The 22172-nt window shown below is 59.5% G+C and carries 23 protein-coding genes; 9 read left to right on the forward strand and 14 right to left on the reverse strand.

Annotated elements, in window-relative coordinates:
- Window positions 1-85 precede the first annotated feature (85 nt).
- Complete coding sequence (locus HA46_RS12070) at window positions 86-967, reverse strand: U32 family peptidase (protein ID WP_084884478.1); 882 nt, start codon at window positions 965-967, stop codon at window positions 86-88.
- 10 nt (window positions 968-977) lie between these two features.
- Window positions 978-1973, reverse strand: coding sequence for a ubiquinone anaerobic biosynthesis protein UbiU (gene ubiU / locus HA46_RS12075; protein ID WP_033793353.1), 996 nt, complete (start codon window positions 1971-1973; stop codon window positions 978-980).
- Window positions 1974-2176: 203 nt separating this feature from the next.
- Here ubiU and ubiT point away from each other — a divergent pair, with 203 nt between their 5' ends.
- Window positions 2177-2701, forward strand: a complete 525-nt coding sequence (gene ubiT / locus HA46_RS12080; protein ID WP_033793354.1) for a ubiquinone anaerobic biosynthesis accessory factor UbiT — start codon at window positions 2177-2179, stop codon at window positions 2699-2701.
- Window positions 2695-3201 carry a GNAT family N-acetyltransferase gene (locus tag HA46_RS12085; RefSeq protein WP_033793355.1) on the forward strand — a complete coding sequence of 169 codons (507 nt, stop codon included), beginning with the start codon at window positions 2695-2697 and terminating at the stop codon, window positions 3199-3201. The genes ubiT and HA46_RS12085 overlap by 7 nt, the downstream gene beginning before the upstream one ends.
- On the opposite strand, the gene HA46_RS12090 is transcribed toward HA46_RS12085, so the two are convergent.
- Complete coding sequence (locus HA46_RS12090; RefSeq protein WP_084884541.1) at window positions 3185-3472, reverse strand: GIY-YIG nuclease family protein; 288 nt, start codon at window positions 3470-3472, stop codon at window positions 3185-3187. The two genes, HA46_RS12085 and HA46_RS12090, sit on opposite strands and share 17 nt — an antisense overlap.
- 90 nt (window positions 3473-3562) lie before the next feature.
- On the opposite strand from HA46_RS12090, the gene HA46_RS12095 reads away from it, so the two are divergent.
- Entirely contained in the window at window positions 3563-4009 is a 447-nt protein-coding gene (locus HA46_RS12095) for a YhbP family protein (protein ID WP_084884481.1), read from the forward strand.
- 18 nt (window positions 4010-4027) lie between these two features.
- Here the strand turns inward: HA46_RS12095 and HA46_RS12100 are convergent, their stop codons facing one another.
- Window positions 4028-4549 (reverse strand): type 1 glutamine amidotransferase domain-containing protein, encoded by a 522-nt coding sequence (locus HA46_RS12100; RefSeq protein WP_033749328.1) that lies wholly within the window; start codon window positions 4547-4549, stop codon window positions 4028-4030.
- A 143-nt stretch (window positions 4550-4692) separates the two neighbouring features.
- Between HA46_RS12100 and HA46_RS12105 the strand changes: the two genes are divergently transcribed.
- On the forward strand, window positions 4693-5319 hold the full coding sequence (locus HA46_RS12105; protein WP_033793357.1) for an NAD-dependent epimerase/dehydratase family protein: 627 nt from the start codon (window positions 4693-4695) through the stop codon (window positions 5317-5319).
- On the opposite strand, the gene nrdG is transcribed toward HA46_RS12105, so the two are convergent.
- The 6 genes from nrdG to argF all read right to left on the reverse strand — a co-directional run bounded on the left by nrdG (window position 5316) and on the right by argF (window position 11253).
- The gene (gene nrdG, locus HA46_RS12110; protein ID WP_084884483.1) at window positions 5316-5795 is read right to left on the reverse strand and encodes an anaerobic ribonucleoside-triphosphate reductase-activating protein; all 480 of its coding nucleotides are present in this window, start codon (window positions 5793-5795) and stop codon (window positions 5316-5318) included. The genes HA46_RS12105 and nrdG overlap by 4 nt on opposite strands.
- A complete protein-coding gene (gene nrdD / locus HA46_RS12115; RefSeq protein WP_084884485.1) occupies window positions 5792-7930 on the reverse strand; it encodes an anaerobic ribonucleoside-triphosphate reductase in 2139 nt (712 codons plus the stop codon). Before nrdD ends, nrdG begins: the two co-directional genes overlap by 4 nt.
- A 198-nt stretch (window positions 7931-8128) precedes the next feature.
- Window positions 8129-8515, reverse strand: coding sequence for a 2-iminobutanoate/2-iminopropanoate deaminase (gene ridA / locus HA46_RS12120; protein WP_033793360.1), 387 nt, complete (start codon window positions 8513-8515; stop codon window positions 8129-8131).
- 82 nt (window positions 8516-8597) lie between these two features.
- Window positions 8598-9062, reverse strand: coding sequence for an aspartate carbamoyltransferase regulatory subunit (gene pyrI, locus HA46_RS12125; RefSeq protein ID WP_033793362.1), 465 nt, complete (start codon window positions 9060-9062; stop codon window positions 8598-8600).
- Between the two features lie 12 nt (window positions 9063-9074).
- Window positions 9075-10010, reverse strand: a complete 936-nt coding sequence (pyrB, locus tag HA46_RS12130) for an aspartate carbamoyltransferase (RefSeq protein ID WP_084884488.1) — start codon at window positions 10008-10010, stop codon at window positions 9075-9077.
- A gap of 235 nt (window positions 10011-10245) precedes the next feature.
- Complete coding sequence (gene argF / locus HA46_RS12135) at window positions 10246-11253, reverse strand: ornithine carbamoyltransferase (RefSeq protein ID WP_084884491.1); 1008 nt, start codon at window positions 11251-11253, stop codon at window positions 10246-10248.
- Between the two features lie 163 nt (window positions 11254-11416).
- Here argF and rraB point away from each other — a divergent pair, with 163 nt between their 5' ends.
- The 3 genes from rraB (at window position 11417) to HA46_RS12150 (ending at window position 14185) form a co-directional block, all read left to right on the forward strand.
- Complete coding sequence (gene rraB / locus HA46_RS12140) at window positions 11417-11845, forward strand: ribonuclease E inhibitor RraB (RefSeq protein WP_033793365.1); 429 nt, start codon at window positions 11417-11419, stop codon at window positions 11843-11845.
- Between the two features lie 56 nt (window positions 11846-11901).
- Entirely contained in the window at window positions 11902-12663 is a 762-nt protein-coding gene (miaE, locus tag HA46_RS12145) for a tRNA isopentenyl-2-thiomethyl-A-37 hydroxylase MiaE (protein ID WP_084884493.1), read from the forward strand.
- Window positions 12664-13396: 733 nt separating this feature from the next.
- Window positions 13397-14185: a histidine phosphatase family protein gene (locus HA46_RS12150; RefSeq protein ID WP_084884496.1), complete on the forward strand. Its 789-nt coding sequence runs from the start codon at window positions 13397-13399 to the stop codon at window positions 14183-14185.
- On the opposite strand, the gene HA46_RS12155 is transcribed toward HA46_RS12150, so the two are convergent.
- The 4 genes from HA46_RS12155 to pepA form a co-directional block, all read right to left on the reverse strand.
- Window positions 14180-14689, reverse strand: a complete 510-nt coding sequence (locus tag HA46_RS12155) for a GNAT family N-acetyltransferase (RefSeq protein ID WP_084884499.1) — start codon at window positions 14687-14689, stop codon at window positions 14180-14182. The genes HA46_RS12150 and HA46_RS12155 overlap by 6 nt on opposite strands.
- A 79-nt stretch (window positions 14690-14768) precedes the next feature.
- Window positions 14769-17624 (reverse strand): valine--tRNA ligase, encoded by a 2856-nt coding sequence (locus tag HA46_RS12160; RefSeq protein ID WP_084884502.1) that lies wholly within the window; start codon window positions 17622-17624, stop codon window positions 14769-14771.
- 5 nt (window positions 17625-17629) lie between these two features.
- Entirely contained in the window at window positions 17630-18088 is a 459-nt protein-coding gene (locus tag HA46_RS12165) for a DNA polymerase III subunit chi (protein ID WP_033749344.1), read from the reverse strand.
- 135 nt (window positions 18089-18223) lie between these two features.
- Window positions 18224-19735 (reverse strand): leucyl aminopeptidase, encoded by a 1512-nt coding sequence (gene pepA / locus HA46_RS12170; protein WP_033749345.1) that lies wholly within the window; start codon window positions 19733-19735, stop codon window positions 18224-18226.
- A 258-nt stretch (window positions 19736-19993) separates the two neighbouring features.
- On the opposite strand from pepA, the gene lptF reads away from it, so the two are divergent.
- Both lptF and lptG read left to right on the forward strand, forming a co-directional pair.
- Window positions 19994-21094 carry an LPS export ABC transporter permease LptF gene (gene lptF, locus HA46_RS12175; RefSeq protein ID WP_033793371.1) on the forward strand — a complete coding sequence of 367 codons (1101 nt, stop codon included), beginning with the start codon at window positions 19994-19996 and terminating at the stop codon, window positions 21092-21094.
- Window positions 21094-22170: an LPS export ABC transporter permease LptG gene (gene lptG / locus HA46_RS12180; RefSeq protein WP_084884504.1), complete on the forward strand. Its 1077-nt coding sequence runs from the start codon at window positions 21094-21096 to the stop codon at window positions 22168-22170. The genes lptF and lptG overlap by 1 nt, the downstream gene beginning before the upstream one ends.
- The last annotated feature ends 2 nt before the right edge of the window (window positions 22171-22172 follow it).

Below are 22172 nucleotides of genomic sequence, written 5' to 3' on the forward strand. Positions count from 1 at the left end.
GATTAACCTGCACCAACCAGTATTACGTAATAATGCCCATATTAAAACTGCTAACAAAGGCAGGCGGATAGCCTGTATGTGCCTTTCAGGATGTCAGCAGCCTCATGCCGGCCACTTTACGCCAGTAGCCGTTGCAGTCGTTGCCGTTGGCCATCATCAACGGCGACTGCCCCTCTTCATTGGCGCGGAAGCGGGCGATCTCATCCAGCGTCGCGGCGTTTTGCGGCGACAGACGCAGAATATCGACCCAGCCGCGCATGCCGACCAGATCGTTGCCGAGGTTGTAGCAGTAGCCGCTCATGGTCTGAATGCCGTTCAGCACGAAGACCTGCTGACCCTCCTGCGAGTGGACGCGGCGTCCGTTAGGGTAGTTGATGCAGCAGGTCTGACAGTCGTCTTTGGCGCGATGTTCGGCGCGAGCGGTAAAGCAGCGCGCCGACAGCGCCAGCGGCAGATAGCCGTAGCCCAGCACTTCGACCTCGAACCGGCTGCGGATGTTACGCTCCTCGCTCTGCCAGAGCAGCTGCAGCAGCCAGTCGCGCGACATCTCTACCGGCATGCACCAGCGCGTCATCCCCTCTTTTACCAGCAGATGCAGGGTTTCGACGTTATAGACGTTGAGCGTTGGTCCGGCGACAAAAGGCAGGCCGCGCTCGGCCGCCATATTCACCGTGCCGACGTCGTTGGCCTCGATGAGAAATTCGCCGTTATCGACGTAGCGCTTCAGCTCTTTCAGCTCCGAGGGCGACTGAAGCAGCGCCAGCGTGCTCAGCACCACCTGCTTGCCGCTGGCCGCCAGCTCGCGCGCCATCTCCATCCAGCGCTGATACGGGGTGGCGCGTCGTTTGCTGCACACCGCTTCGCCAAGGTAGACGATATCTGCGCTGCTGTTCGCCACCTGCTGATAAAAGCTCGCCAGCTGCTCTGTCGGCCAGTACCACAGCACCGGACCGATTGCGTATTGCATTCTGTTCTCCTTATTGCCATTCACGGTGGTAAGCGCCAAGCGTGGTCTGCGAGCCTTCGGAGAGCTCATCGAGCGCCGCCGTCCAGGCCTCGGTGACCGCAAAGTTCTCCGGCTCGCGCCTGCAGCGATCGATCGCCTGGCGCCAGACGCGCGCCACCTGCGCCACATAGGCCGGGCTGCGCTGGCGTCCCTCAATCTTCACCGAGGCGACGCCAGCGCGCAGCAGATCCGGCAGCAGCGTCAGGGTATTGAGGCTGGTGGGCTCCTCCAGCACGTGATAACGCTGCCCGTCGACCTGATAGCGGCCTTTACACAGCGTGGGATAGCCGGCGCTCTCATCCGGCGCGTAGCGGTCGATCAGCACGTCGTTAAGGCGCGATTCCATGCCGTTGGGCGTTTGCTGCCAGCGCACGAACTTCGCCGGCGAGCAGGCGCCCGCGCTGTTGGGCGACTCTCCGGTCAGCCAGGAGGAGAGATAGCAGCGGCCTTCCGCCATAATGCAGAGGCTGCCGAAGGCGAAGACCTCGAGCGGCACCGGCGTTTCGCGCGCCAGCTGCTTCACCTGATGCAGCGACAGCACGCGCGGCAGCACCACGCGGCTCAGCGCAAAGTGACGATGGTAGAAGCGCACCGCCTCCAGATTGGTGGCGGAGGCCTGCACCGACAGATGACGTTCAACCTCGGGATAGCGCTGCGCGGCGTACTCCAGCGTGGCGATATCGGCAAGGATCAGCGCGTCCGCGCCGTTTTGCGCCGCCACGTCGATGGCGCGTTGCCAGCGGTCCATGCCGTCAGGATGAGCGAAGGTATTAATGGCGACATGTAATTTACGGCGATGCTGATGCAGATAGCGCGCCGCTTCCGCCAGCTTCTTGTCGGTAAAGTTCAGCCCGGCGAAGTGGCGCGCGTTGGTGTCATCTTTCAGTCCGACATACACCGCATCGGCGCCATTCTCCACCGCTGAACGCACGGCGGGCAGATTGCCGGCCGGACACAGCAGTTCCATAGTGATCCCTCGTCGACAGGATAAGGCGACGAGTCTAGGCAAGCGGGCGGGGGGAAATGTTGATTTGGGGCAGTGAATCGCCAGTTGACGAGACAGATAGCGGAAAATTCGCGCAGCGTGGCGGTGAAATTATTGATCTCGGCTGCGGCGTGCGGCGGCGGATGTGGCAATATACCTGAAATTTTCTAAAGGGAGAGACGCTCGTGTTTCAACAGTTACGTGCTGAGTTAGTGAAAAAAGGCCCGAAATTCCTGGCGTTACCTGTTTCGCTGACCCCGTTCCCGCTAAAAAAAGCCTTTCTGCAACAACTCCTAAACTGGCAATTTCGTCATGCTTTGGCGGAAGGTGAGTTAGACTTTCTGCAGGCGCGTCATCTGGGTATCGAGATCGCGGATGTGGGTTTACGCTGGATTACCACCATTGAAGAGGGCCAGCTCAGGGTCGTACAGAATGCCGAAGCGGACGTCTGGTTTCGCGGCAATGCTAACGATCTGCTGCTGGTCGCCGCCCGTAAAGCGGATCCGGATATGCTGTTTTTCCAGCGTCGTCTGCTGATCGAAGGCGACACGGAGCTGGGACTGGAGGTAAAAAACCTGATGGATGCTCTGGAACTCGAGGCCATGCCCACGGCGTTGCGCACGGGACTGCAGCAGCTGGCTGCGTTTGTCGAAGCGGGATTGAAACAGGACGCGAAGGCCGCACAGGCGCGCGCGGAGAGTGTATGTTAATTCGCACAGAAATAGGCGTGGATGCGGCAAGCATCGACAGTTTGTTAAGACGCAGCTTCAAGAGCGAAGCGGAAGCCGAACTGGTGCAGCAGCTGCGGGAAGACGGGCTGCTGACGCTGGGCGTGGTGGCGACGGACGATGAAGGCCAGGTGCTGGGCTACGCCGCGTTTAGCCCGGTGACCTTGCAGGGCGAAGATCGCAACTGGGTCGGCCTGGCGCCGCTGGCGGTAGATGAAAGCGTGCGCGGCCAGAAAATCGGCGAACAGCTGATCTACGCCGGGCTGGATACGCTGAATGAGTTCGGCTACGGCGCGGTGGTGGTGGTGGGCGATCCGGCTTATTACAATCGCTTCGGCTTTGAGCCGGCCGCGCGCCACGGGCTACGCTGTCGCTGGCCGGGTGCCGAAGCGGCGTTTCAGGTCTATCGCCTGGCGGACGACGCCTTCGTCGGCGCGGAAGGCGAGATCGATTTTGCCGAGCCGTTTAGCCGGCTTGCGTAAGCCAGCTGGAGAGGCAGTCCGGCTGCTGCGCCACCAGCCGCAGCTTCTGCTGGCGGCTGAGCTGCTTGACCTGGTACTCCAGCCGCGACGCCGCGGCGCGGTCGCCGGCGTCGCAGCGATACACCAGCGCCAGCGGGCCTCTGCCGCGCAGCGCGCGCGCGCCGCGTCCGGCTGCATGCTGCTCAACGCGCCGCGTCACGTCGGTGGTGATGCCGGTATAGAGCGCGCCGGCGGCGGTCTGGACGATATAGAACTGCCAGCTCTCATTCATAATCTGCATCCCTGAATCTTTACTGCCGGGCAGTGTAGCGCGCCCGCGGCGCGGCGGCTATCCGGCAATCTTTGCACGGAGCAATAGAACGTGTCTGACCATTCTCATCTGGTGCGTTACCTGAAAAAACAGCATGTCCTCTCTCTTTGCTGCCAGGCCGATGGCGATCTCTGGTGCGCCAACTGCTTTTACATCTTTGACGAGGCGCGTATGGCGTTCTGGCTGATGACCGAACCCGATACGCGCCACGGTGCGCTGCTGCAGGCGAATCCGCAGGTCGCGGGCACGGTGAACGGCCAGCCGAAAACCGTGCTGCTGATTAAAGGCGTGCAGTATCGCGGCCATATCGCGCTGCTCGACGGCGATGCGGAAGCGCAGGCGCGCAAGGCTTATCAAAAACGTTTTCCGGTGGCGCGCAAAGTCTCTGCGCCGCTGTGGGAGATTCAGCTGGATGAGGTCAAGATGACCGATAATGCGCTGGGGTTTGGCAAAAAAATTAGCTGGCGGCGGGAAGAGAGTGAAATCCCTTTCCCTTAAGGGAAAGGGAAGCCGGCTTTACGACGCCTGCAGAATACGCAGCGACTCGCGGTTAAAGGCGGGCAGATCGTCCGGGGTGCGGCTGGTGACGAGACGATCGTCATCCACAATCACCTCTTCGTCATAGAAGTCCGCGCCGGCGTTGCGCAGGTCGATAGCGATCGCCTTCACGCAGGTCATCTTGCGGCCGCGCACGCCGTTCGCGCTGATCAGCAGCTGCGGGCCGTGGCAGATAGCGAAAATCGGTTTGCCGCTGGCGACGAACTCTTTGGTGAAGGCGACGAAACGGTCGTCGCTGCGCAGCGAATCAGGCGAGTGGCCGCCTGGCAGCAGCAGCGCGTCGAATTCGGCCGGGCTGACCTCGTCAATGGCGCGGTCGATTTTCACCTGCGCTTCGCCCTGTTTGCCGGTAACGGTTTTACCCGCTTCTTTCTCAATGGTCACCACCTCAAAGCCCGCCTGTTTGTAGGCATCGGCCGGTGAGGTGAACTCTGAATCTTCAAATTCGTCGGTAATCAACACCGCAATCTTCTTGCTCATTTTTCCCCTCCTCATGATGGCTTGCGCACAATGCGCTCTCCTGATGAACAGGTTAAGCCTGGTTGTTTGTGCTAAAAATGCAAGCCAGACGACAAAAGCTGACTATATTTCAGAGTAATGGCAACAGGTTAGCGGGAGGCGAGATGCATCGTGTATTGGTAACCGGCGCGACGGGACTGGTGGGCGCGCATCTGCTGCGCTTGCTGGTGGCGGATGCGCGCGTCGACGAAATCATCGCGCCGACGCGTCGTCCGCTGCCGCCGATGAATAAGGTGGTCAATCTGGTGGAGGCGGACCTGACCGACGTACTGCGCCCGCTCAACGTCGCTATCGACAGCGTATTTTGCTGTCTCGGCACCACGCGCAAAGAGGCGGGCAGCAAAGCGGCGTTTCTGCACGTCGACTATACGCTGGTGGTGGATACCGGCCTGAACGGCCTGCGGCTGGGGGCGAAGCAGATGGTAGCGGTCAGCGCGCACGGCGCGAATCGCCACTCGCCCTTTTTCTATAACCGGGTAAAAGGCGAGATGGAGACGGCGCTGCGGCATCAGGGCTGGCCGCGCCTGACGCTGATTCGTCCTTCGCTGCTGCTGGGCGAGCGCACGCGCAAACGTACCGGCGAAAGCCTGATGGCGCCGCTGTTCGGCGTGCTGCCCGGCAACTGGCGTTCGGTCTCTGCGCTGGCGGTGGCGAAATGCATGCACGCCTGCGCTTTTCAGCCGGGCGGCGACCGCGTCGAGATTATCGAGTCGGGGCAAATCCCACGCTAGCCGCGCTCTTTGCTCAGATCCCAGATCATCTGGTTGCGGCTGCCGCGCCACAGCAGCGTCGCATCTTTCTCCGCCTCGACGAAGCGCCCGTCAATCAGCACGTCGATATAGCTCAGCACCTCGCGCTGGGCGCAGCTTAGCTCGGCGCGCTGATAGCCGGTCCAGAGCCAGATATCTTTTCCGGGACACTCGGCGCGCACGCGTTTCACCAGCCGACGGATATGCGGCACGTTGTGCGGATGCAGCGGATCGCCGCCGCTCAGCGACAGCCCCTGACGGCGGATGCGCCTGTCCTGCAGGTCGGCGATCAGGCGCTCCTCGTGTTCCAGGGTGAAAGGCGTGCCGGAGTCGAGCCGCCAGGTGCTCTGGTTATAGCAACCGCGGCACTGATGCTCGCATCCGGCCACGAACAGCGTGCAGCGCGTGCCGGGGCCGTTAACGATATCGACATCGTAGTAGCGATGAAAATGCATCATCCCAGCGGCCCGCTCTCCAGATGTTTAACGCGTCGCTGCACCTCTTCCTGCTTGCCGGCGTTGAACGGGCGCGCGTCGGGGCTGCCGAGATAGCCGCAGACGCGGCGCGTTACCGACACGCGCGCCGGATCGTGATTGCCGCAGTTCGGGCAGGTAAAGCCGCGGCTGGTGCAGCTGAACTCGCCGGTAAAGCCGCACTCATAGCATTCGTCGATCGGCGTATTGGTGCCGTAATAGGGCACGCGATCGTAGCTGTAGTCCCATACATCCTCGAGCGCCTTGAGGTTATGCTGCACGTTGGGGTATTCGCCGTAACAGATGAAGCCGCCGTTCGCCAGCGGCGGGTAGGGGGCTTCAAAGTCGATTTTGTCGTAAGGATTGACCTTCTTCTCGACGTCGAGGTGAAAGCTGTTGGTGTAGTAGCCTTTATCGGTGACGCCGGGCACTATGCCGAACTGCGCGGCGTCAAGCCTGCAGAAGCGGTCGCAGAGGTTTTCGCTCGGCGTGCTGTAGAGGCTGAAGCCGTAGCCGGTTTCCGCTTTCCAGGCGTCGGTCGCGGCGCGCAGGCGCGAGACGATCTCGATTCCTTTAGCGCGCAGCGCGGGATCGTCATAGGGATGGCGCGCGCCGCCGCTCAGCGCGTTCAGCGTTTCATGCAGGCCGATATAGCCCAGCGACAGCGAGGCGCGCCCGTTGCGGAAAATCGGCCCCACCTCGTCATCGGCGTTAAGCCGCACGCCGCAGGCGCCCTCCATGTAGAGGATTGGCGCCACGCGCGCTTTGGTTTTTTCCAGGCGGGCGATTCGCGTCATCAGCGCGCGCTTCGCCAGCGCCAGCCGCTCGTCGAGCAGTCTCCAGAAGCGCGCCTCGCTGCCCTGCGCCTCAAGCGCGATGCGCGGCAGGTTAAGGCTAATGACACCCAGATTGTTGCGGCCGTCGTGAATCTCGACGCCGTTTTCCTCATAGACGCCGAGAAAGCTGCGGCAGCCCATCGGCGTTTTAAAGGAGCCGGTAACTTTTACTACCTGGTCGTAATTAAGAATATCGGGATACATGCGCTTGCTGGCGCACTCCAGCGCCAGCTGTTTGATATCGTAATTGATATCGCCCGGACGGCGATTGAGCCCTTCGCGAATCGCGAATACCAGCTTGGGAAAAACGGCGGTCTTGTGGTTTTTGCCCAGCCCGGCGATGCGGTTGCGCAGGATCGACTGCTGGATAAGCCGCGCCGCCCAGCAGGTGCCGAGCCCGAAGCCGAAGGTGACGAACGGCGTCTGGCCGTTGGCGGTGTGCAGCGTGTTGACCTCGTACTCCAGCGACTGAAAGGCGTCGTAGCACTCTTTTTCGGTGCGCGCCCGCGCATAAGCCTCGACGTCGGCAATCTGCCATTCGGCGGCGATAGCGCGATGCTTTTCCATGCTGAGCTGCACAAAGGGCGCCAGCACCTCGTCGATGCGGTTAATGGTGGTGCCGCCGTAAATATGGCTGGCGACCTGCGCGATAATTTGCGCGGTGACCGCCGTAGCGGTAGCGATCGACTTCGGTGGCTCGATCTCGGCGTTGCCCATTTTGAAGCCGTTGGTGAGCATGCCTTTCAGATCGATCAGCATGCAGTTGAACATGGGGAAGAACGGGGAGTAGTCGAGATCGTGATAGTGGATCTCGCCGCGCTCGTGCGCCTGCACCACGTCGCGCGGCAACAGCTGCTGCTGCGCATAGTGTTTCGCAACGATGCCTGCCAGCAGGTCGCGCTGCGTCGGGATCACCTTGCTGTCTTTATTGGCGTTTTCGTTCAGCAGCGCGGCGTTGGTCTGATCGACCAGGCCGCGAATGGCGTGGTGCAGCTTGCCGCGCTGCTCGCGCGCGACGTCGCGATCGTGACGATATTCGATATAGGCGCGCGCCAGCTGCGGCCAGGGGCCGCACATCAGCGTCTCTTCGACCGCGAACTGAATATCGCGAATATCCACTTCAGCGCGATCCGCCAGCTTCTCGCTGACGCGCTGAGCCACCGTTGCGCACCAGGGGGCGTCCTGGACCTGTGCCGCGCGCGCCGCAGCGGCCACCGCCGCCTCGATGCGTGCGGCGTCGAACTCTGATCGACAGCCGTCGCGCTTTACCACTACTTTTGCCATGCTCTCTCCATCCGCTACATGTTGTGCTGCGGAAGATTCTAGCCACTATATATGGACATCAGGAGAATATAATCGCCACGGTTTTGACCTGAAGCAAAGAAGATCGGGTCGTGGTGCAAAGCCAGGCAGACGAGAAAACGCTAGGGCAATAAGCGGGGAGAAGGGATGCGCGCTGCGGGCGCAGCGCGCAGCGGAGCCTTAGCGGCGCAGGGCGATCGCTTCGATCTCGATCTTCACGTCTTTCGGCAGACGCGCCACTTCCACGCAGGAACGCGCCGGGAAGCTGGCGTTATGCTCGGTGAAGAAGGCTTCGTAAGTGGCGTTGACGGTAGCGAAGTCGTTAAGATCCTTGACGAAAACCGTGGTTTTCACGATGTCGCCGACCTGCAGGCCAGCCGCTTCGACGATCGCTTTCACATTTTCCAGCGACTGACGCGCCTGGGCGTCGATCGCCTCCGGTACCGCGCCGGTCGCCGGATCTACCGGGATCTGGCCGGAGGTGATGATCATACTGCCCAGATCCACGCCCTGCACATAGGGACCGATCGCCGCTGGCGCTTTTTCCGTACTGATTTCGCGAGACATACTTGCTCCTTAAGAGTGACGCAGCGGCGGCAAGCCGCCGCTGGCGAGAAACATCGCCCCATTATAGGGACGGGCAAGGCGATTACCAGTGACCGAGCACCACGTGGTGCGCAAAGGCTTTCTCGCAATATTTGCAGGTCAGCACCACCTCGGCGTCGCGCTTTTTCACCGCAAAGCTGGAGAAGACCGGCTCGCTGCGGCTGATGCAGTTGCCGTTGGGGCAGGTCAGCACGCGCTCAATGCGCTCTGGCAGCGTCGGCGCGATTTTCGCCACCACTTCATAGTCGTCTATGCGGTTCACCGTGGCGTGCGGCGCATAGACCGCCAGCTGGTTGATCTGATCCTCGGTGAGGAAAGTGTTCTCGATCTTGATCAGATCTTTGCGCCCCAGCTCGCCCGAGGGCAGGTTAAGGCCGATGGTGATGCGCTGATCGGTTTCGGTGAGGCGAAACAGCGACAGCAGCTTAAACCCAACCTGCGCCGGAATGTGGTCGATGACCGTGCCGCGCTTGATCGCTTCCACCTGCAGTTTATTGTCGTGAGTCATGGCGATTGCTCCTTACAGATCCTGTTCGCTGTTGAGTACCAGCGCCAGCAGAGCCTGACGCGCGAAGATGCCGTTGCCCGCCTGCTGGAAATACCAGGCGTAGGGCGTTTTATCCACGTCGGTGGCGATCTCGTCAACGCGCGGTAGCGGATGCAGCACTTTCATATTGTCGCGCGCGCCGGCCAGATCCGCCGCGCGCAGAATAAACTGCGCCTTGACGTTGGCGTATTCCGACGGGTCGAGACGCTCTTTCTGCACGCGGGTCATATAGAGAATATCGGCGTGCGGGATCACCGCTTCGATGCTGTCGTGGCGCGACCAGACGATGCCGCGCTCGTCCAGCGTATCGGTGATATAGGCCGGCATCGCCAGCGCGTCGGGCGCGATAAAGTAGAAGCGGTTGCCGTCGAATTTCGCCAGCGCCTGCGTCAGGGAGTGCACCGTGCGGCCATATTTCAGGTCGCCGACCATGGCGATGCTCAGGTTATCCAGGCGGCTCTGCGTCTCAAGGATGGTAAAGAGATCCAGCAGCGTCTGGGTCGGGTGCTGATTGGCGCCATCCCCGGCGTTAAGGATCGGCACGCCGCCGGAAAACTCCGTGGCAAGCCGCGCGGCGCCCTCTTGCGGATGACGCATCACGATGGCGTCGACGTAGGTGCCGATAACGGAAATCGTATCCGCCAGGGTTTCGCCCTTTTTGCCGAGCGAGGTATTGCTGCCGTCGGCGAAACCCACCACCGACGCGCCCAGCCGGTGCATCGCCGTTTCAAACGACAGGCGCGTGCGCGTCGAGGCTTCAAAGAAGCAGCTGGCGATGACCTTGTGCTTCAGCAGCTCCGGCCGCGGATTGGCTTTCAGTCGCGCGGCGGTGTGCAGCACCAACTCCAGTTCGTCGCGACTCAGATCGTTAATAGAAATAATATGTTTGCGATATAACGGGTTAGCCATAGTTCGCCTCTCTGCGCTGCCGAATTGCGGACAAAAAAAAGCCCCTGCTTAAGGGGCTTTTTTTACGATCGGGTTAATGACGGAAAAAACAGGGGCGCCGCCTGCGTTCAGGCGTGATGTCGCATGAATGTTTGCGCTGCGCTGTTGCATGCTTCCTCCGGAAAATTGGGGCGCATTATACCCGTCCGGCGTTTTGCATCAAGGGAAAACGTTTGCGGAGCGGTTGGCTGACCGGCTATGCCTGGCTCAGCGTCGCCACCATGACCGCTTTGATGGTGTGCATGCGGTTTTCCGCCTGGTCGAATACGATGCTGTGCTCCGATTCGAAGACCTCGTCGCTCACCTCCATGCCGCCGTGCAGGCCGTACTGCTCGGCCATTTGCCGACCCAGCGTGGTCTGATCGTCATGAAACGCCGGCAGACAGTGCAGGAACTTCACCTGCGGGTTGCCGGTCAGCTGCACCATCGCCTGATTGACCTGATAGTCGCGCAGCAGCGCGATGCGCTCTTCCCATACCGCTTTCGCCTCGCCCATCGATACCCAGACGTCGGTATAGATAAAGTCCGCGCCCTTGACGCCTGCGGCGATATCCTCGGTCAGGGTGATGCTGCCGCCGGTTTTCTGCGCCGCCTGGCGGCAGGTTTCGACCAGATCGGCTTCCGGCCAGCAGCCTTTCGGCGCGACCAGGCGCAGATCCAGACCGGTCACCGCCGCCGCTTCCAGCATGCTGTTGCCCATGTTATTGCGGGCGTCGCCGACGTAGACCAGCGTCATCTCGCTCAGCGCCTTGCCCGGCAGATGCTCCTGCATGGTGAGCAGATCCGCCAGCAGCTGGGTAGGGTGAAACTCGGTTGTGAGGCCGTTCCACACCGGCACGCCGGCGAATTCCGCCAGCGTCTCCACCAGCGCCTGGCCGTAGCCGCGGTACTGGATGCCGTCATACATGCGGCCCAGCACGCGGGCAGTATCTTTCATCGACTCTTTGTGGCCGATCTGGCTGCCGCTCGGGCCGAGATAGGTGACATTAGCGCCCTGATCGTATGCGGCAACTTCGAAAGAGCATCGGGTACGGGTCGAGTCTTTTTCGAAGATGAGCGCGATATTTTTGCCCTTCAGGCGCTGCGTTTCGCTACCGTTTTTTTTAGCGCGTTTTAATTCAGCGGCGAGGTCAAGCAGGGAGGTGATATCGGCCGGGCTAAAATCGAGCAGCCGAAGGAAGTGGCGTTGAAAAAGGTGACTCATAACGGGCTCCAGTGCGTCCATTCTGATTGAATGAAAATTCAATCTAAACGTATGAATATTCATTTTCAACCCCAGCGTAAAGAAACTTTCCGTTTTGAGTAGTGGCGCGCCGGGCAGTGTGGGAAAATACTTGTTTATTGCCGAACACTGAGGGGAATTCGCCATGGCATATGAAGCATTGCTGGAAGAGCAGCGTGAAGAGACACGCCTGATCATTGATGAGCTGCTGGAAGACGGCAGCGATCCGGATGCGCTCTATACCATTGAACATCATCTCTCCTGCAACAACTTCGACTCGCTGGAAAAAGCGGCCGTTGACGCGTTTAAGCTGGGTTATGAAGTGACCGAGCCGGAAGAGCTGGAGCTGGAGGACGGCACCACGGTGATGTGCGTCGATATCCTCAGCGAGTCGGCGCTGAAGCCTGAGCTGATCGACGCGCAGGTTGAGCAGCTGGTCAATCTGGTGGGCAAATACAACGTCGACTACGACGGCTGGGGCACCTACTTCGAAGATCCCGACGCCGAAGATGAAGATGACGACGAAGATGGCGACATTATCGACGGCGACGAAGATAACGGCGTACGCCACTGATTTCCCCTGGCGGAGCCGCGCGCTCCGCCTTTCCGTTTCCTGCCTTTTGAACAGACATGAACTACGCACCGCTGCTTGAGCCTATCTATCAGTTTCTACTCTGCCGCACGCCGCAAGCCTGGATTGACGAGGCGCGCAAACCGGAAAACCTGACGCTGCTGCTGACCGACCATCTGGTTTGCGAACTGAAAGCGGCGCAGACCGCCACCTGGCTGATCCGTAAGTATGTCGCCGACAAGCCGAGCGGCGAGGCGATCCTCGCCTGGCTGAAGCCCTACGAAGATTTTATTTTCCGCGAGCAGCCCGACAGCCAGTTTATTCAGGCGCATAAAAGCCTCTCTAAAAGCATCATTGTGCGTAACGAGCTGCCCTGGGCGGACGATCTGGTGGAGAAGATGGTGCTGCTGATCAAAGAGGAGCTGCACCACTTTTATCAGGTATGGGAGATTATGCAGGCGCGCGGCTTGCCCTATAAAAAGATCACCTCCAGCCGCTACGCCAAAGGGCTGCTGCGGGAGATCACTACGCACGAGCCCGATACGCTGGTGGATAAGCTGATCTGCGGCGCCTATATTGAGGCGCGCTCCTGCGAACGCTTCGCCAGCCTGGCGCCCTGGCTGGATGCGGAGCTGGAGAAGTTCTATATCTCGCTGCTGCGTTCGGAAGCGCGCCACTATCAGGACTATTTGGCCCTGGCGGCGCAGATCTCGCCGAAAGATATCGCGCCGCGCGTGCGGGCGATTGGCATTACAGAAGGGCGGTTAATCAGCGAGCCGGACGACGAGCTGCGCTTTCACAGCGGCGTACCGATGTGGTGAATCTGAACAGGGCTCAGATTTAGAGTGCCGGGCCCTATTTTGATAATGAATTCACTTATCAGATTAAAAAAAAAGCCTCACGAGATTATTTTTGCGTAATGCATCACACGAATCATTTTTACGGCTGACTGAAAAGCGAAAGTTAATTATATTTTCCTTAATCAGCGCGGGGATTTATTGATATCGTCATTTTTCTGTGGCTGGCTGATTGCATTTTTCCATGCGTATTTTCTCTCCCGACGCTGGCCTCGTTGGGATTCATAATGGAAAAGTGCACTCTTTGAAAAAAGTATTGATCGTTGTCAATTATTTAAACGAACGAGGTCACAGTCAGGCGGAGAGGCGTCAAAGATCATTTTCGTTTCTAAGTAGAGCCGCTACTGGATACGTTTCTGTGAGCGAATCTGATGCTCATCAGATAAAAGGAGCGTCTTATTATATTCCTGCTGAAAAAGCTGACTGGCGTAATCAAGAACATTAACAGCCGGATCTGTCGCAGCCAGAAATATTCTATTCATGAATAAAGTAATATCAATGTGAGTGCAGCTTAAATCATTAGCCGATTAAGTAAGGAGGTTGGATTATCAGAACTCTGCTGACTTGCACTATTTCAGATAAAAGAAATTTGCCAATGCGGCAAGTTAATCATCTTAGAAAAAGATGTGCACGAGGTGCCTGCCAGACAGAATGACTACTGAGGGAAAATTAAATACTTTTAATCAGGAGCTTGAAAATGAGAAGAGAACTTAAAACATTATTTTTGATTTTCGTTGTGCTGGCAGGCGGTATGGGCGGTGCCTGGGGGGCGGATGTCATGCTTTATGTGACGCGACATGGCAAGACGATGTTTAACACGGTTGAGCGTGCGCAGGGCTGGTCTGATACGCCGCTGACCCCGGCTGGTGTCGCGGTTGCGGAGCAGCTGGGGCGTGGTTTGCAGCCTCTCAATTTTGTCGCCGCCTGGTCCAGCGATGCTGGCAGAGCAAGAGAGACTGCACGTCTCATCATGAAAGCATGGAAAACGCCGCTGCCGTTAAAAGAGCATAAAGGTTTACGAGAGGTCTGTTTTGGCTTATTTGAGGGCGATCTGGACAGAAATATGATGGAGGCGGCTGCACGACAGGGAGGCTATGCTTCTGAAGAGGCGCTGCTGGAGGCGTTCAGCGCCGGTAAAATTAACATGGATGGCGTGATTGATATTATCAAGGAGACAGAAGCGTCAGGGACCTCTTCACTGAAAGGCATTAAATCTTCCGGAGAAGCTGAAAGCTACCAGCAGGTTGCCAGGCGTATGCTGGAGAGCATGACAGAAATAGCGCAAAAGGCTCAACAGCAGGGCGGTGGCAACGTACTGGTCGTCAGCCATGGTATGGCGATCTCATCATTGCTGCTGGCGCTGGGCGATAAATCACCGAATCAGTGGCTTGAGAATGCCAGCGTAACCCTGTTGCGCTACACCGATAGCGGTAAGTTTGTCGTTGAGACTGTCAACGACATGCAATACGTCAAGGCTGGATTATAGCCGTTTCAGCATCCGCACTTCGCAGTCGACATGGCCGGTGCAGCCCATCGCGCTGTCGATATGCTCAAAGCCTAGCGACTCATAGAGTTTAATCGCTCGCGTCAGGCTGGCGGTGGTTTCCAGATAGCAGCGACGGAAGCCGTGGCTGCGTGCATGTTCCAGCGCACGCAGCGCCAGCTCGCGCGCCAGACCCTGACCGCGAACGGCAGGCAGAAAATACATCTTTTGCAGTTCGCAGATATCGGGTGCGCTGCAGGCGAGCGGCGCAACACCACCGCCGCCAACGACCCTGCCCTGATATTCAATAATCCAGTAGGCACTCTGTTCGGCACGGTAAAGCTCAAACAGCTGGTCGAGCTGGGGATCTGAGACGGTATAGCCCTTGTCTGCCGTCAGGCCGAACTCGGCGGACACATCGCGGATCACCTGGGCAATATGCGGATTATCGGCGGCCGTAATCGGCCGCACCTGGAGGTCAGAAAGCGGGTTGGCGCTGGTCGTCATCATCTCTTCCGGATTTGTACGAGGTCAATAAAAAAGCCGGGCAAGCCCGGCTTTATGAATAAGCTGTCAGCTAAGACGCTTACAATGCCGCAATCACCGCCTGCTGTTCAATCAGTTTCGCTTTCGACTGCTCCAGCTCGGCGACGCGCTCGCGCTCTTTCGCTACCACCGCCTCCGGCGCGCGCGAGACAAAGCCTTCGTTGGCCAGCTTGACCTGGATCTTCTCGATTTCAACGTCGAGCTTGCCCAGCTCTTTCGCCAGACGATCCAGCTCTGCCGCCTTGTCTACCAGGCCCGCCATCGGGATCAGCAGCTCGGCGCCTTCGACGATTTTCGTCACGGAAACCGGACCTTTCTCGCCCGCCGGCAGGATGGTCAGGCTCTCCAGACGCGCCAGGCGCAACAGGAAGGTGCGGTTCGCTTCCACACGGCGCAGCGCCGCAGGAGAACAGTCGCGCAGCAGCACGTCGAGCGGCTTGCTCAGGGCGATATTCATCTCGGCGCGGATATTACGCACCGCGACGATCGCCTGCTTCATCCACTCGATATCCGCCATTGCTTCCTCATCCACTTTCGCCGCGTCGTACTGCGGGAAAGGCTGCAGCATGATGGTGTCGTCGCTGATGTTCTTCAGCACCTTCACGCGCTGCCAGATGGTCTCGGTGATAAACGGAATGATCGGATGGGCGAGGCGCAGCAGCGCTTCCAGCACCGTCACCAGCGTATTGCGCGTGCCGCGCAGCTCCGCTTCGCTGCCGTTGTTCATCACCGGCTTGGTCAGCTCCAGGTACCAGTCGCAGAACTGGTTCCAGGTGAAGTCATAAAGAATATTCGCGGCGATATCGAAACGATAGCTGTCCAGCGCCTCGCGGTACGCTTTGACCGTGTTGTTGAACTCGGCGAGGATCCAGCGATCCGCCAGCGACAGCGTCATTTCGCAGCCGTTCTGACCGCAATCCTGATCTTCGGTGTTCATCAGCACGAAGCGGCTGGCGTTCCACAGCTTGTTGCAGAAGTTGCGGTAGCCTTCAAGGCGCTTCATATCCCAGTTGATGTCGCGGCCGGTCGAGGCGAGCGCCGCCAGGGTAAAGCGCAGCGCATCGGTGCCGGACGGCTCGATGCCTTCCGGGAACTGCTTCTCGGTGCGCTTGCGGATCTTCTCCGCCAGCTGCGGCTGCATCATGTTGCCGGTACGCTTTTCCAGCAGATCTTCCAGCGAGATGCCGTCGACCATATCCAGCGGATCGATAACGTTGCCTTTGGATTTCGACATCTTCTGGCCTTCTTCGTCGCGGATCAGACCGGTCATATAGACGGTCTTGAACGGCACCTGCGGCTTGCCGTTTTCATCTTTGATGAAGTGCATGGTCAGCATGATCATGCGGGCAATCCAGAAGAAGATAATGTCGAAACCGCTCACCAGCACGCTGGTCGGGTGGAACTGGCGCAGCGCTTCGGTGTTCTCCGGCCAGCCGAGGGTCGAGAAAGTCCACAGGCCCGAGGAGAACCAGGTGTCGAGCACGTCTTCGTCCTGACGCAGCGCCACGTCTGCGCCCAGGTTGTTTTCGCTGCGCACTTCCTCTTCGCTGCGGCCGACATAGACGTTGCCGTCGTTGTCGTACCAGGCCGGAATGCGGTGGCCCCACCAGAGCTGGCGCGAAATACACCAGTCCTGAATGTCGCGCATCCAGGAAAAGTACATGTTTTCATACTGCTTCGGCACGAACTGGATATCGCCGTTCTCAACCGCCTCGACCGCGACTTTCGCCAGCGGCGCGGTACGCACGTACCACTGGTCGGTCAGCATCGGCTCGATGACCACGCCGCCGCGATCGCCGTAAGGTACGGTCAGGTCGTGCGGTTTGATCTCGTCCAGCAGGCCCAGTTCGTCCACGGCGGCGACAATCGCCTTACGCGCGGCGAAGCGCTCCATTTTCTGGAACTGCGCCGGGATCTCGTCCGAGCAGGCGTCGCTGACTTCGCCGTTGGTGTCGTACACCTGAGCGCGCTCGCGGATATCGCCGTCGAAGGTCAGGATATTGATCATCGGCAGCTTGTGGCGACGACCGACTTCATAGTCGTTGAAGTCGTGCGCCGGCGTGATTTTCACGCAGCCGGTGCCTTTCTCCATATCCGCGTGCTCGTCGCCCACGATGGGAATGCGACGGTTCACCAGCGGCAGGATCACCTCTTTGCCGATCAGATCTTTGTAGCGCGGGTCTTCCGGGTTGACCGCCACGCCGGTATCGCCCAGCAGGGTTTCCGGACGCGTGGTGGCGACCACCAGATAATCTTTGCCTTCGGCGGTTTTCACGCCGTCCGCCAGCGGATAGCGGATATGCCACATCGAGCCTTTGCTCTCGCGGTTTTCCACTTCCAGATCGGAAATCGCGGTGCGCAGTTTCGGATCCCAGTTCACCAGGCGTTTGCCGCGGTAGATCAGGTTTTCTTTATGCAGGCGAACAAACACCTCTTTCACCGCGTTGGAAAGGCCGTCGTCCATGGTGAAGCGCTCGCGCTCCCAGTCCACGGAGTTGCCGAGGCGGCGCATCTGGCGGGTAATGGTGCCGCCTGATTCCGCCTTCCACTGCCAGATCTTGTCGATAAAGGCGTCGCGGCCGTAGTCCTGGCGCGTTTTGCCCTCTTCGGCGGCGATCTTACGCTCTACCACCATCTGGGTGGCGATGCCCGCATGGTCGGTGCCGACCTGCCACAGCGTGTTATTCCCCTGCATGCGCTGGTAGCGGATCATGGTGTCCATGATGGTCTGCTGGAAAGCGTGACCCATGTGCAGGCTGCCGGTGACGTTCGGCGGCGGGATCATTATGCAGAAGCTTTCCTGGCTGGTATCGCCGTTAGGCTTGAAATAGCCTTGCTCTTCCCAGTGCTCGTAAAGCGGCTGCTCGATGTCTTGCGGGTTATATGTTTTTTCCATTTCTGCTATGTCGTTTGCGGCTGCGGCGGCGTGGCCGTATTCAATTGGAAACCAACGCTGCGGTACGCTTTATAGCGGTCGCGCGCCAGCTGTTTCTGAGACTCTTCGTAGGGTACGAAGTCTATCACTTCATGGAAAGCAGTAGCAAAATCTGCAAACTGCGGCAGCAGGCTGATCAGCAGATCGCGCGGCGAGCTGCCGCGACGCTGCGGCCAGGCGAGCTCGACCGGCGCGCCGTAGCGCGGACCTTCGCCCGCCAGATTGTGCGGCACGAAGGCGTTGGCCGGGCGCTGCCACAGCGCCTCGTCGAGGCGAATGGCCTGCTGTTCGTCTTCACAGGCGATCAAAATGCGTTTGCCCGCCCGCCAGCGCGTTTCCGCCAGATCGCACACCAGCGCCTCAATGGCGCTCAGCTCTTCGCTGGGCGAGTCCGTTTCCATTACGTAGAAGGTTGCGTTTTTCATGGAAATGCCTTGTGGGTGAGAGGTGTCGATGTTACCAGCTAAGGCGCGCGGTAGCACTTCCCGATGAGATGGATATGGCGTCTGCGGTGGTATAAATCAATGCGCGCCGCCTCTGAGAGCGGCGCGCAGCGGGGCTTAGTCGTCGCCGTTGAGGCCGGCGCGGTTCAGCAGGAACTGCGACAGCATCGGCACCGGACGACCGGTTGCGCCTTTGGCTTTGCCGGAGCGCCAGGCGGTGCCGGCGATATCCAGGTGCGCCCAGTTATATTTGCGCGCAAAGCGCGCCAGGAAGCAGGCGGCGGTGATCGCGCCGCCGGGGCGGCCGCCGATATTCGCCATGTCGGCGAAGTTCGATTCCAGCTGTTCCTGATACTCGTCCGCCATCGGCAGGCGCCAGGCGCGGTCGCCGGACTGCTCAGAGGCGCCGATCAGCTCGTGCGCCAGCGGATTATGGTTCGACAGCAGCCCGCTGACGTGGTGGCCGAGCGCGATAACGCAGGCGCCGGTCAGGGTCGCCACGTCGATCACCACTTCCGGATCGAAGCGCTCTACGTAGGTCAGCGCGTCGCACAGCACCAGACGGCCTTCCGCATCGGTATTCAGCACTTCCACCGTCTGGCCGGACATGGTGGTCAGCACGTCGCCCGGACGCATGGCGCGGCCGTCCGGCATGTTTTCGCAGCCCGCCAGCACGCCGACCACGTTAAGGGGCAGGTTCAGCTCCGCCACCATGCGCATCACGCCGTAGACCGACGCCGCGCCGCACATGTCGTACTTCATCTCGTCCATCGATTCCGCCGGCTTGATAGAGATGCCGCCGGAGTCGAAGGTCAGCCCTTTGCCCACCAGCACGATAGGGCGCGCTTCCGCGTCGGGGTTGCCTTTGTACTCGATGACCGACATCAGCGACTCGTTCTGCGAGCCGGCGCCGACCGCGAGATAGGCGTTCATGCCCAGCTCTTTCATCTGCTGTTCGCCGATGACGCGGGTGGTGACGTTTTTGCTGTAGGCGTCCGCCAGCTGGCGCGCCTGCGAGGCGAGATAGGCGGCGTTGCAGATGTTGGGCGGCATATTGCCGAGATCTTTCGCCGCCTTCACGCCGGCGGCGACCGCCAGGCCGTGCTGGATAGCGCGCTCGCCGCTGGTCAGTTCGCGGCGCGTCGGCACGTTGAATACCAGCTTGCGCAGCGGACGGCGCGGCTCGGTTTTGTTGCTTTTCAGCTGGTCGAAGTTATAAAGCGCTTCTTTGGAGGTTTCGACCGCCTGACGCACTTTCCAGTAGGTATTGCGGCTTTTTACATGCAGCTCGGTCAGAAAGCAGACCGCTTCCATCGAGCCGGTGTCGTTCAGCGTATTAATGGTTTTCTGGATCACCTGCTTATACTGGCGCTCGTCCAGCTCGCGCTCTTTGCCGCAGCCAATCAGCAGAATGCGCTCGGAAAGAATGTTGGGTACATGATGCAGCAGCAGGGTCTGGCCCACTTTGCCTTCCAGCTCGCCGCGGCGCAGCAGGGCGCTGATGTAGCCATCGCTGATCTTGTCTAACTGCTCGGCGATCGGCGACAGACGACGCGGCTCGAAAACACCGACAACAATGCAGGCGCTGCGCTGTTTTTCCGGGCTTCCGCTTTTTACACTGAACTCCATGCACTCTCCTGAATCTTAAAGACAACGGCCGCGGCTGTCGCTAGAATGGTCCGCTTGATACCACAGAGGTAAAAAATTTTGTTGGTAATCAGCGTTCGAACTACGTTTAGTGTGGCAATGCGTTAATTTTCACCACCCTGACGCGTTTGTCATACCATTTTAGCTGCGACGCAGGCCATTGATGAAGAAAAATGGCTAATAAGCGTTGAAACTAGCGATTTTCCTGCAAAAAGACAAGTTATCACAGGCGTACTAAGCGTGATCATCATTAGATATCTGGTTCGGGAAACGCTCAAAAGCCAGCTGGCTATCCTTTTCATCCTGCTGCTCATCTTCTTTTGTCAGAAGTTAGTGCGGATTTTAGGGGCTGCGGTGGACGGCGAAATCCCAACAAATCTCGTTCTGACTCTGTTAGGGCTTGGCGTGCCTGAAATGGCACAACTTATTCTGCCGTTAAGCCTGTTTCTGGCGATCCTGATGACGCTGGGCAAGCTCTATACCGACAGCGAAATCACCGTGATGCACGCCTGCGGATTAGGCAAAAGCGTGCTGGTAAAGGCGGCGATGGTGCTGATGCTGCTCACCTCCGTCGTGGCGGCGGTCAACGTTATCTGGCTCGGCCCCTGGTCCTCGCGCTATCAGGACGAGGTGACGCAAAACGCCAAAGCCAACCCTGGCGCGGCGGCGCTCGCGGCCGGACAGTTCCAGACCTCCAGCGACGGCAGCTCGGTGCTGTTTATCGAAAACGTCAAGGGCAACCAGTTCGGCAACGTCTTCCTGGCGCAGCTGCGCGCCAAAGGCAACGCGCGGCCGTCGGTGGTGCTGGCGGACAGCGGCCATATGGAGCAGCACAAAGACGGCTCGCAGGTGGTGACGCTGGATAAAGGCACCCGCTTCGAAGGCACGGCGATGCTGCGCGACTTCCGTATCACCGACTTCACCAACTATCAGGCGCGAATCGGTTATAAAGAGGCGACGCTCGATCCGAACGACGCCGAACAGTCCGATCTCACCACGCTGCTCAGCAACGACACGCCGGCGTTCCGCTCCGAGCTGCACTGGCGCTTTACGCTGATCTTCTCAGTGCTGGTGATGGCGCTGATGGTCGTGCCGCTCAGCGTGGTCAACCCGCGTCAGGGACGCGTGCTGTCGATGCTGCCCGCGATGCTGCTCTATCTGATCTTCTTCCTGCTGCAGAGCTCGCTGAAGTCCAATGCGGCGAAAGGGCGGCTCGATCCGGCGATCTGGATGTGGGTGGTGAATATCAGCTATCTGCTGCTGGCGGTAGCGCTTAACCTGTGGGATACGGTGCCGATGCGCCGCGTGCGCGCCCGCTTCAGCCGCGGAGGTTCCGTCTGATGTTTCGCGTTCTCGACCGTTATATCGGTAAAACCATTTTCAACACCATTATGCTGACGCTGTTCATGCTGGTGTCGCTTTCCGGCATCATCAAGTTCGTCGATCAGCTGCGTAAGACCGGGCAGGGCGCTTATACCGCGCTTGCCGCCGGTTACTACACGCTGCTCAGCGTGCCGAAGGATATTGAGATCTTCTTCCCTATGGCGGCGCTGCTCGGCGCGCTGCTCGGCCTGGGCACGCTGGCGCAGCGCAGCGAGCTGGTGGTGATGCAGGCGGCGGGCTTTACCCGCATGCAGGTGGCGCTGTCAGTGATGAAAACCGCTATCCCGCTGGTGCTGCTGACCATGGCGATCGGCGAGTTTCTGGCCCCGGCAGGCGAGCAGATGGCGCGTAACTACCGCGCGACCCAGCTCTACGGCGGCGCGCTGGTGTCGACGCAGAGCGGCCTGTGGGCGAAGGACGGCAATGACTTTATCTATATTGAACGCGTGCGCGGCGATAACCAGCTCGACGGCGTCAGCATCTATAACTTCAGCGACGACCGTCGTCTGAAGAGCGTGCGCTACGCCGCCAGCGCCACCTGGGACCAGGCGAACAAGCGCTGGAATCTGGCGCAGGTGGATGAGTCGGATCTTAACGACGCGAAGCAGATTAGCGGCTCCCAGAGCCTGAGCGGCGAATGGAAAACCAACCTGACGCCGGACAAGCTCGGCGTGGTGGCGCTCGATCCCGATGCGCTGTCGATTCGCGGCCTCTATAACTACAGCAAGTACCTGACGCAGAGCGGCCAGGAATCGGGACGCTATCGGCTCAATATGTGGAGCAAGATTTTCCAGCCGCTGTCGGTGGCGGTGATGATGCTGATGGCGCTGTCGTTTATATTCGGGCCGCTGCGCAGCGTGTCGATGGGCGTGCGCGTGGTGACCGGCATCAGCTTCGGCTTCCTGTTCTACGTGCTGGACCAGATCTTCGGGCCGCTGAGCCTGGTGTACGGCCTGCCGCCGATAATGGGCGCGATCCTGCCCAGCGCCGCCTTCTTCGCCATTAGCCTGTTCCTGCTGGTTAAGCGGCGTTAAGC

Source organism: Pantoea septica (assembly GCF_002095575.1).
In the GTDB taxonomy this organism is placed as follows: Bacteria; Pseudomonadota; Gammaproteobacteria; order Enterobacterales; family Enterobacteriaceae; genus Pantoea; species Pantoea septica.

What these genes read in the sequence shown, in the direction of transcription:
- ubiU (WP_033793353.1), bottom strand. Translation starts at nt 1,973, where the DNA reads ATGGAACTGCTGTGTCCGGCCGGCAATCTGCCCGCCGTGCGTTCAGCG.
- rraB (WP_033793365.1), top strand. Translation starts at nt 11,417, where the DNA reads ATGGCATATGAAGCATTGCTGGAAGAGCAGCGTGAAGAGACACGCCTG.
- nrdD (WP_084884485.1), bottom strand. Translation starts at nt 7,930, where the DNA reads ATGGCAAAAGTAGTGGTAAAGCGCGACGGCTGTCGATCAGAGTTCGAC.
- HA46_RS12160 (WP_084884502.1), bottom strand. Translation starts at nt 17,624, where the DNA reads ATGGAAAAAACATATAACCCGCAAGACATCGAGCAGCCGCTTTACGAG.
- HA46_RS12085 (WP_033793355.1), top strand. Translation starts at nt 2,695, where the DNA reads ATGTTAATTCGCACAGAAATAGGCGTGGATGCGGCAAGCATCGACAGT.
- nrdG (WP_084884483.1), bottom strand. Translation starts at nt 5,795, where the DNA reads ATGATGCATTTTCATCGCTACTACGATGTCGATATCGTTAACGGCCCC.
- HA46_RS12090 (WP_084884541.1), bottom strand. Translation starts at nt 3,472, where the DNA reads ATGAATGAGAGCTGGCAGTTCTATATCGTCCAGACCGCCGCCGGCGCG.
- pepA (WP_033749345.1), bottom strand. Translation starts at nt 19,735, where the DNA reads ATGGAGTTCAGTGTAAAAAGCGGAAGCCCGGAAAAACAGCGCAGCGCC.
- miaE (WP_084884493.1), top strand. Translation starts at nt 11,902, where the DNA reads ATGAACTACGCACCGCTGCTTGAGCCTATCTATCAGTTTCTACTCTGC.
- HA46_RS12100 (WP_033749328.1), bottom strand. Translation starts at nt 4,549, where the DNA reads ATGAGCAAGAAGATTGCGGTGTTGATTACCGACGAATTTGAAGATTCA.
- HA46_RS12155 (WP_084884499.1), bottom strand. Translation starts at nt 14,689, where the DNA reads ATGACGACCAGCGCCAACCCGCTTTCTGACCTCCAGGTGCGGCCGATT.
- pyrB (WP_084884488.1), bottom strand. Translation starts at nt 10,010, where the DNA reads ATGGCTAACCCGTTATATCGCAAACATATTATTTCTATTAACGATCTG.
- lptG (WP_084884504.1), top strand. Translation starts at nt 21,094, where the DNA reads ATGTTTCGCGTTCTCGACCGTTATATCGGTAAAACCATTTTCAACACC.
- ridA (WP_033793360.1), bottom strand. Translation starts at nt 8,515, where the DNA reads ATGTCTCGCGAAATCAGTACGGAAAAAGCGCCAGCGGCGATCGGTCCC.
- pyrI (WP_033793362.1), bottom strand. Translation starts at nt 9,062, where the DNA reads ATGACTCACGACAATAAACTGCAGGTGGAAGCGATCAAGCGCGGCACG.
- HA46_RS12165 (WP_033749344.1), bottom strand. Translation starts at nt 18,088, where the DNA reads ATGAAAAACGCAACCTTCTACGTAATGGAAACGGACTCGCCCAGCGAA.
- HA46_RS12070 (WP_084884478.1), bottom strand. Translation starts at nt 967, where the DNA reads ATGCAATACGCAATCGGTCCGGTGCTGTGGTACTGGCCGACAGAGCAG.
- argF (WP_084884491.1), bottom strand. Translation starts at nt 11,253, where the DNA reads ATGAGTCACCTTTTTCAACGCCACTTCCTTCGGCTGCTCGATTTTAGC.
- HA46_RS12150 (WP_084884496.1), top strand. Translation starts at nt 13,397, where the DNA reads ATGAGAAGAGAACTTAAAACATTATTTTTGATTTTCGTTGTGCTGGCA.
- HA46_RS12105 (WP_033793357.1), top strand. Translation starts at nt 4,693, where the DNA reads ATGCATCGTGTATTGGTAACCGGCGCGACGGGACTGGTGGGCGCGCAT.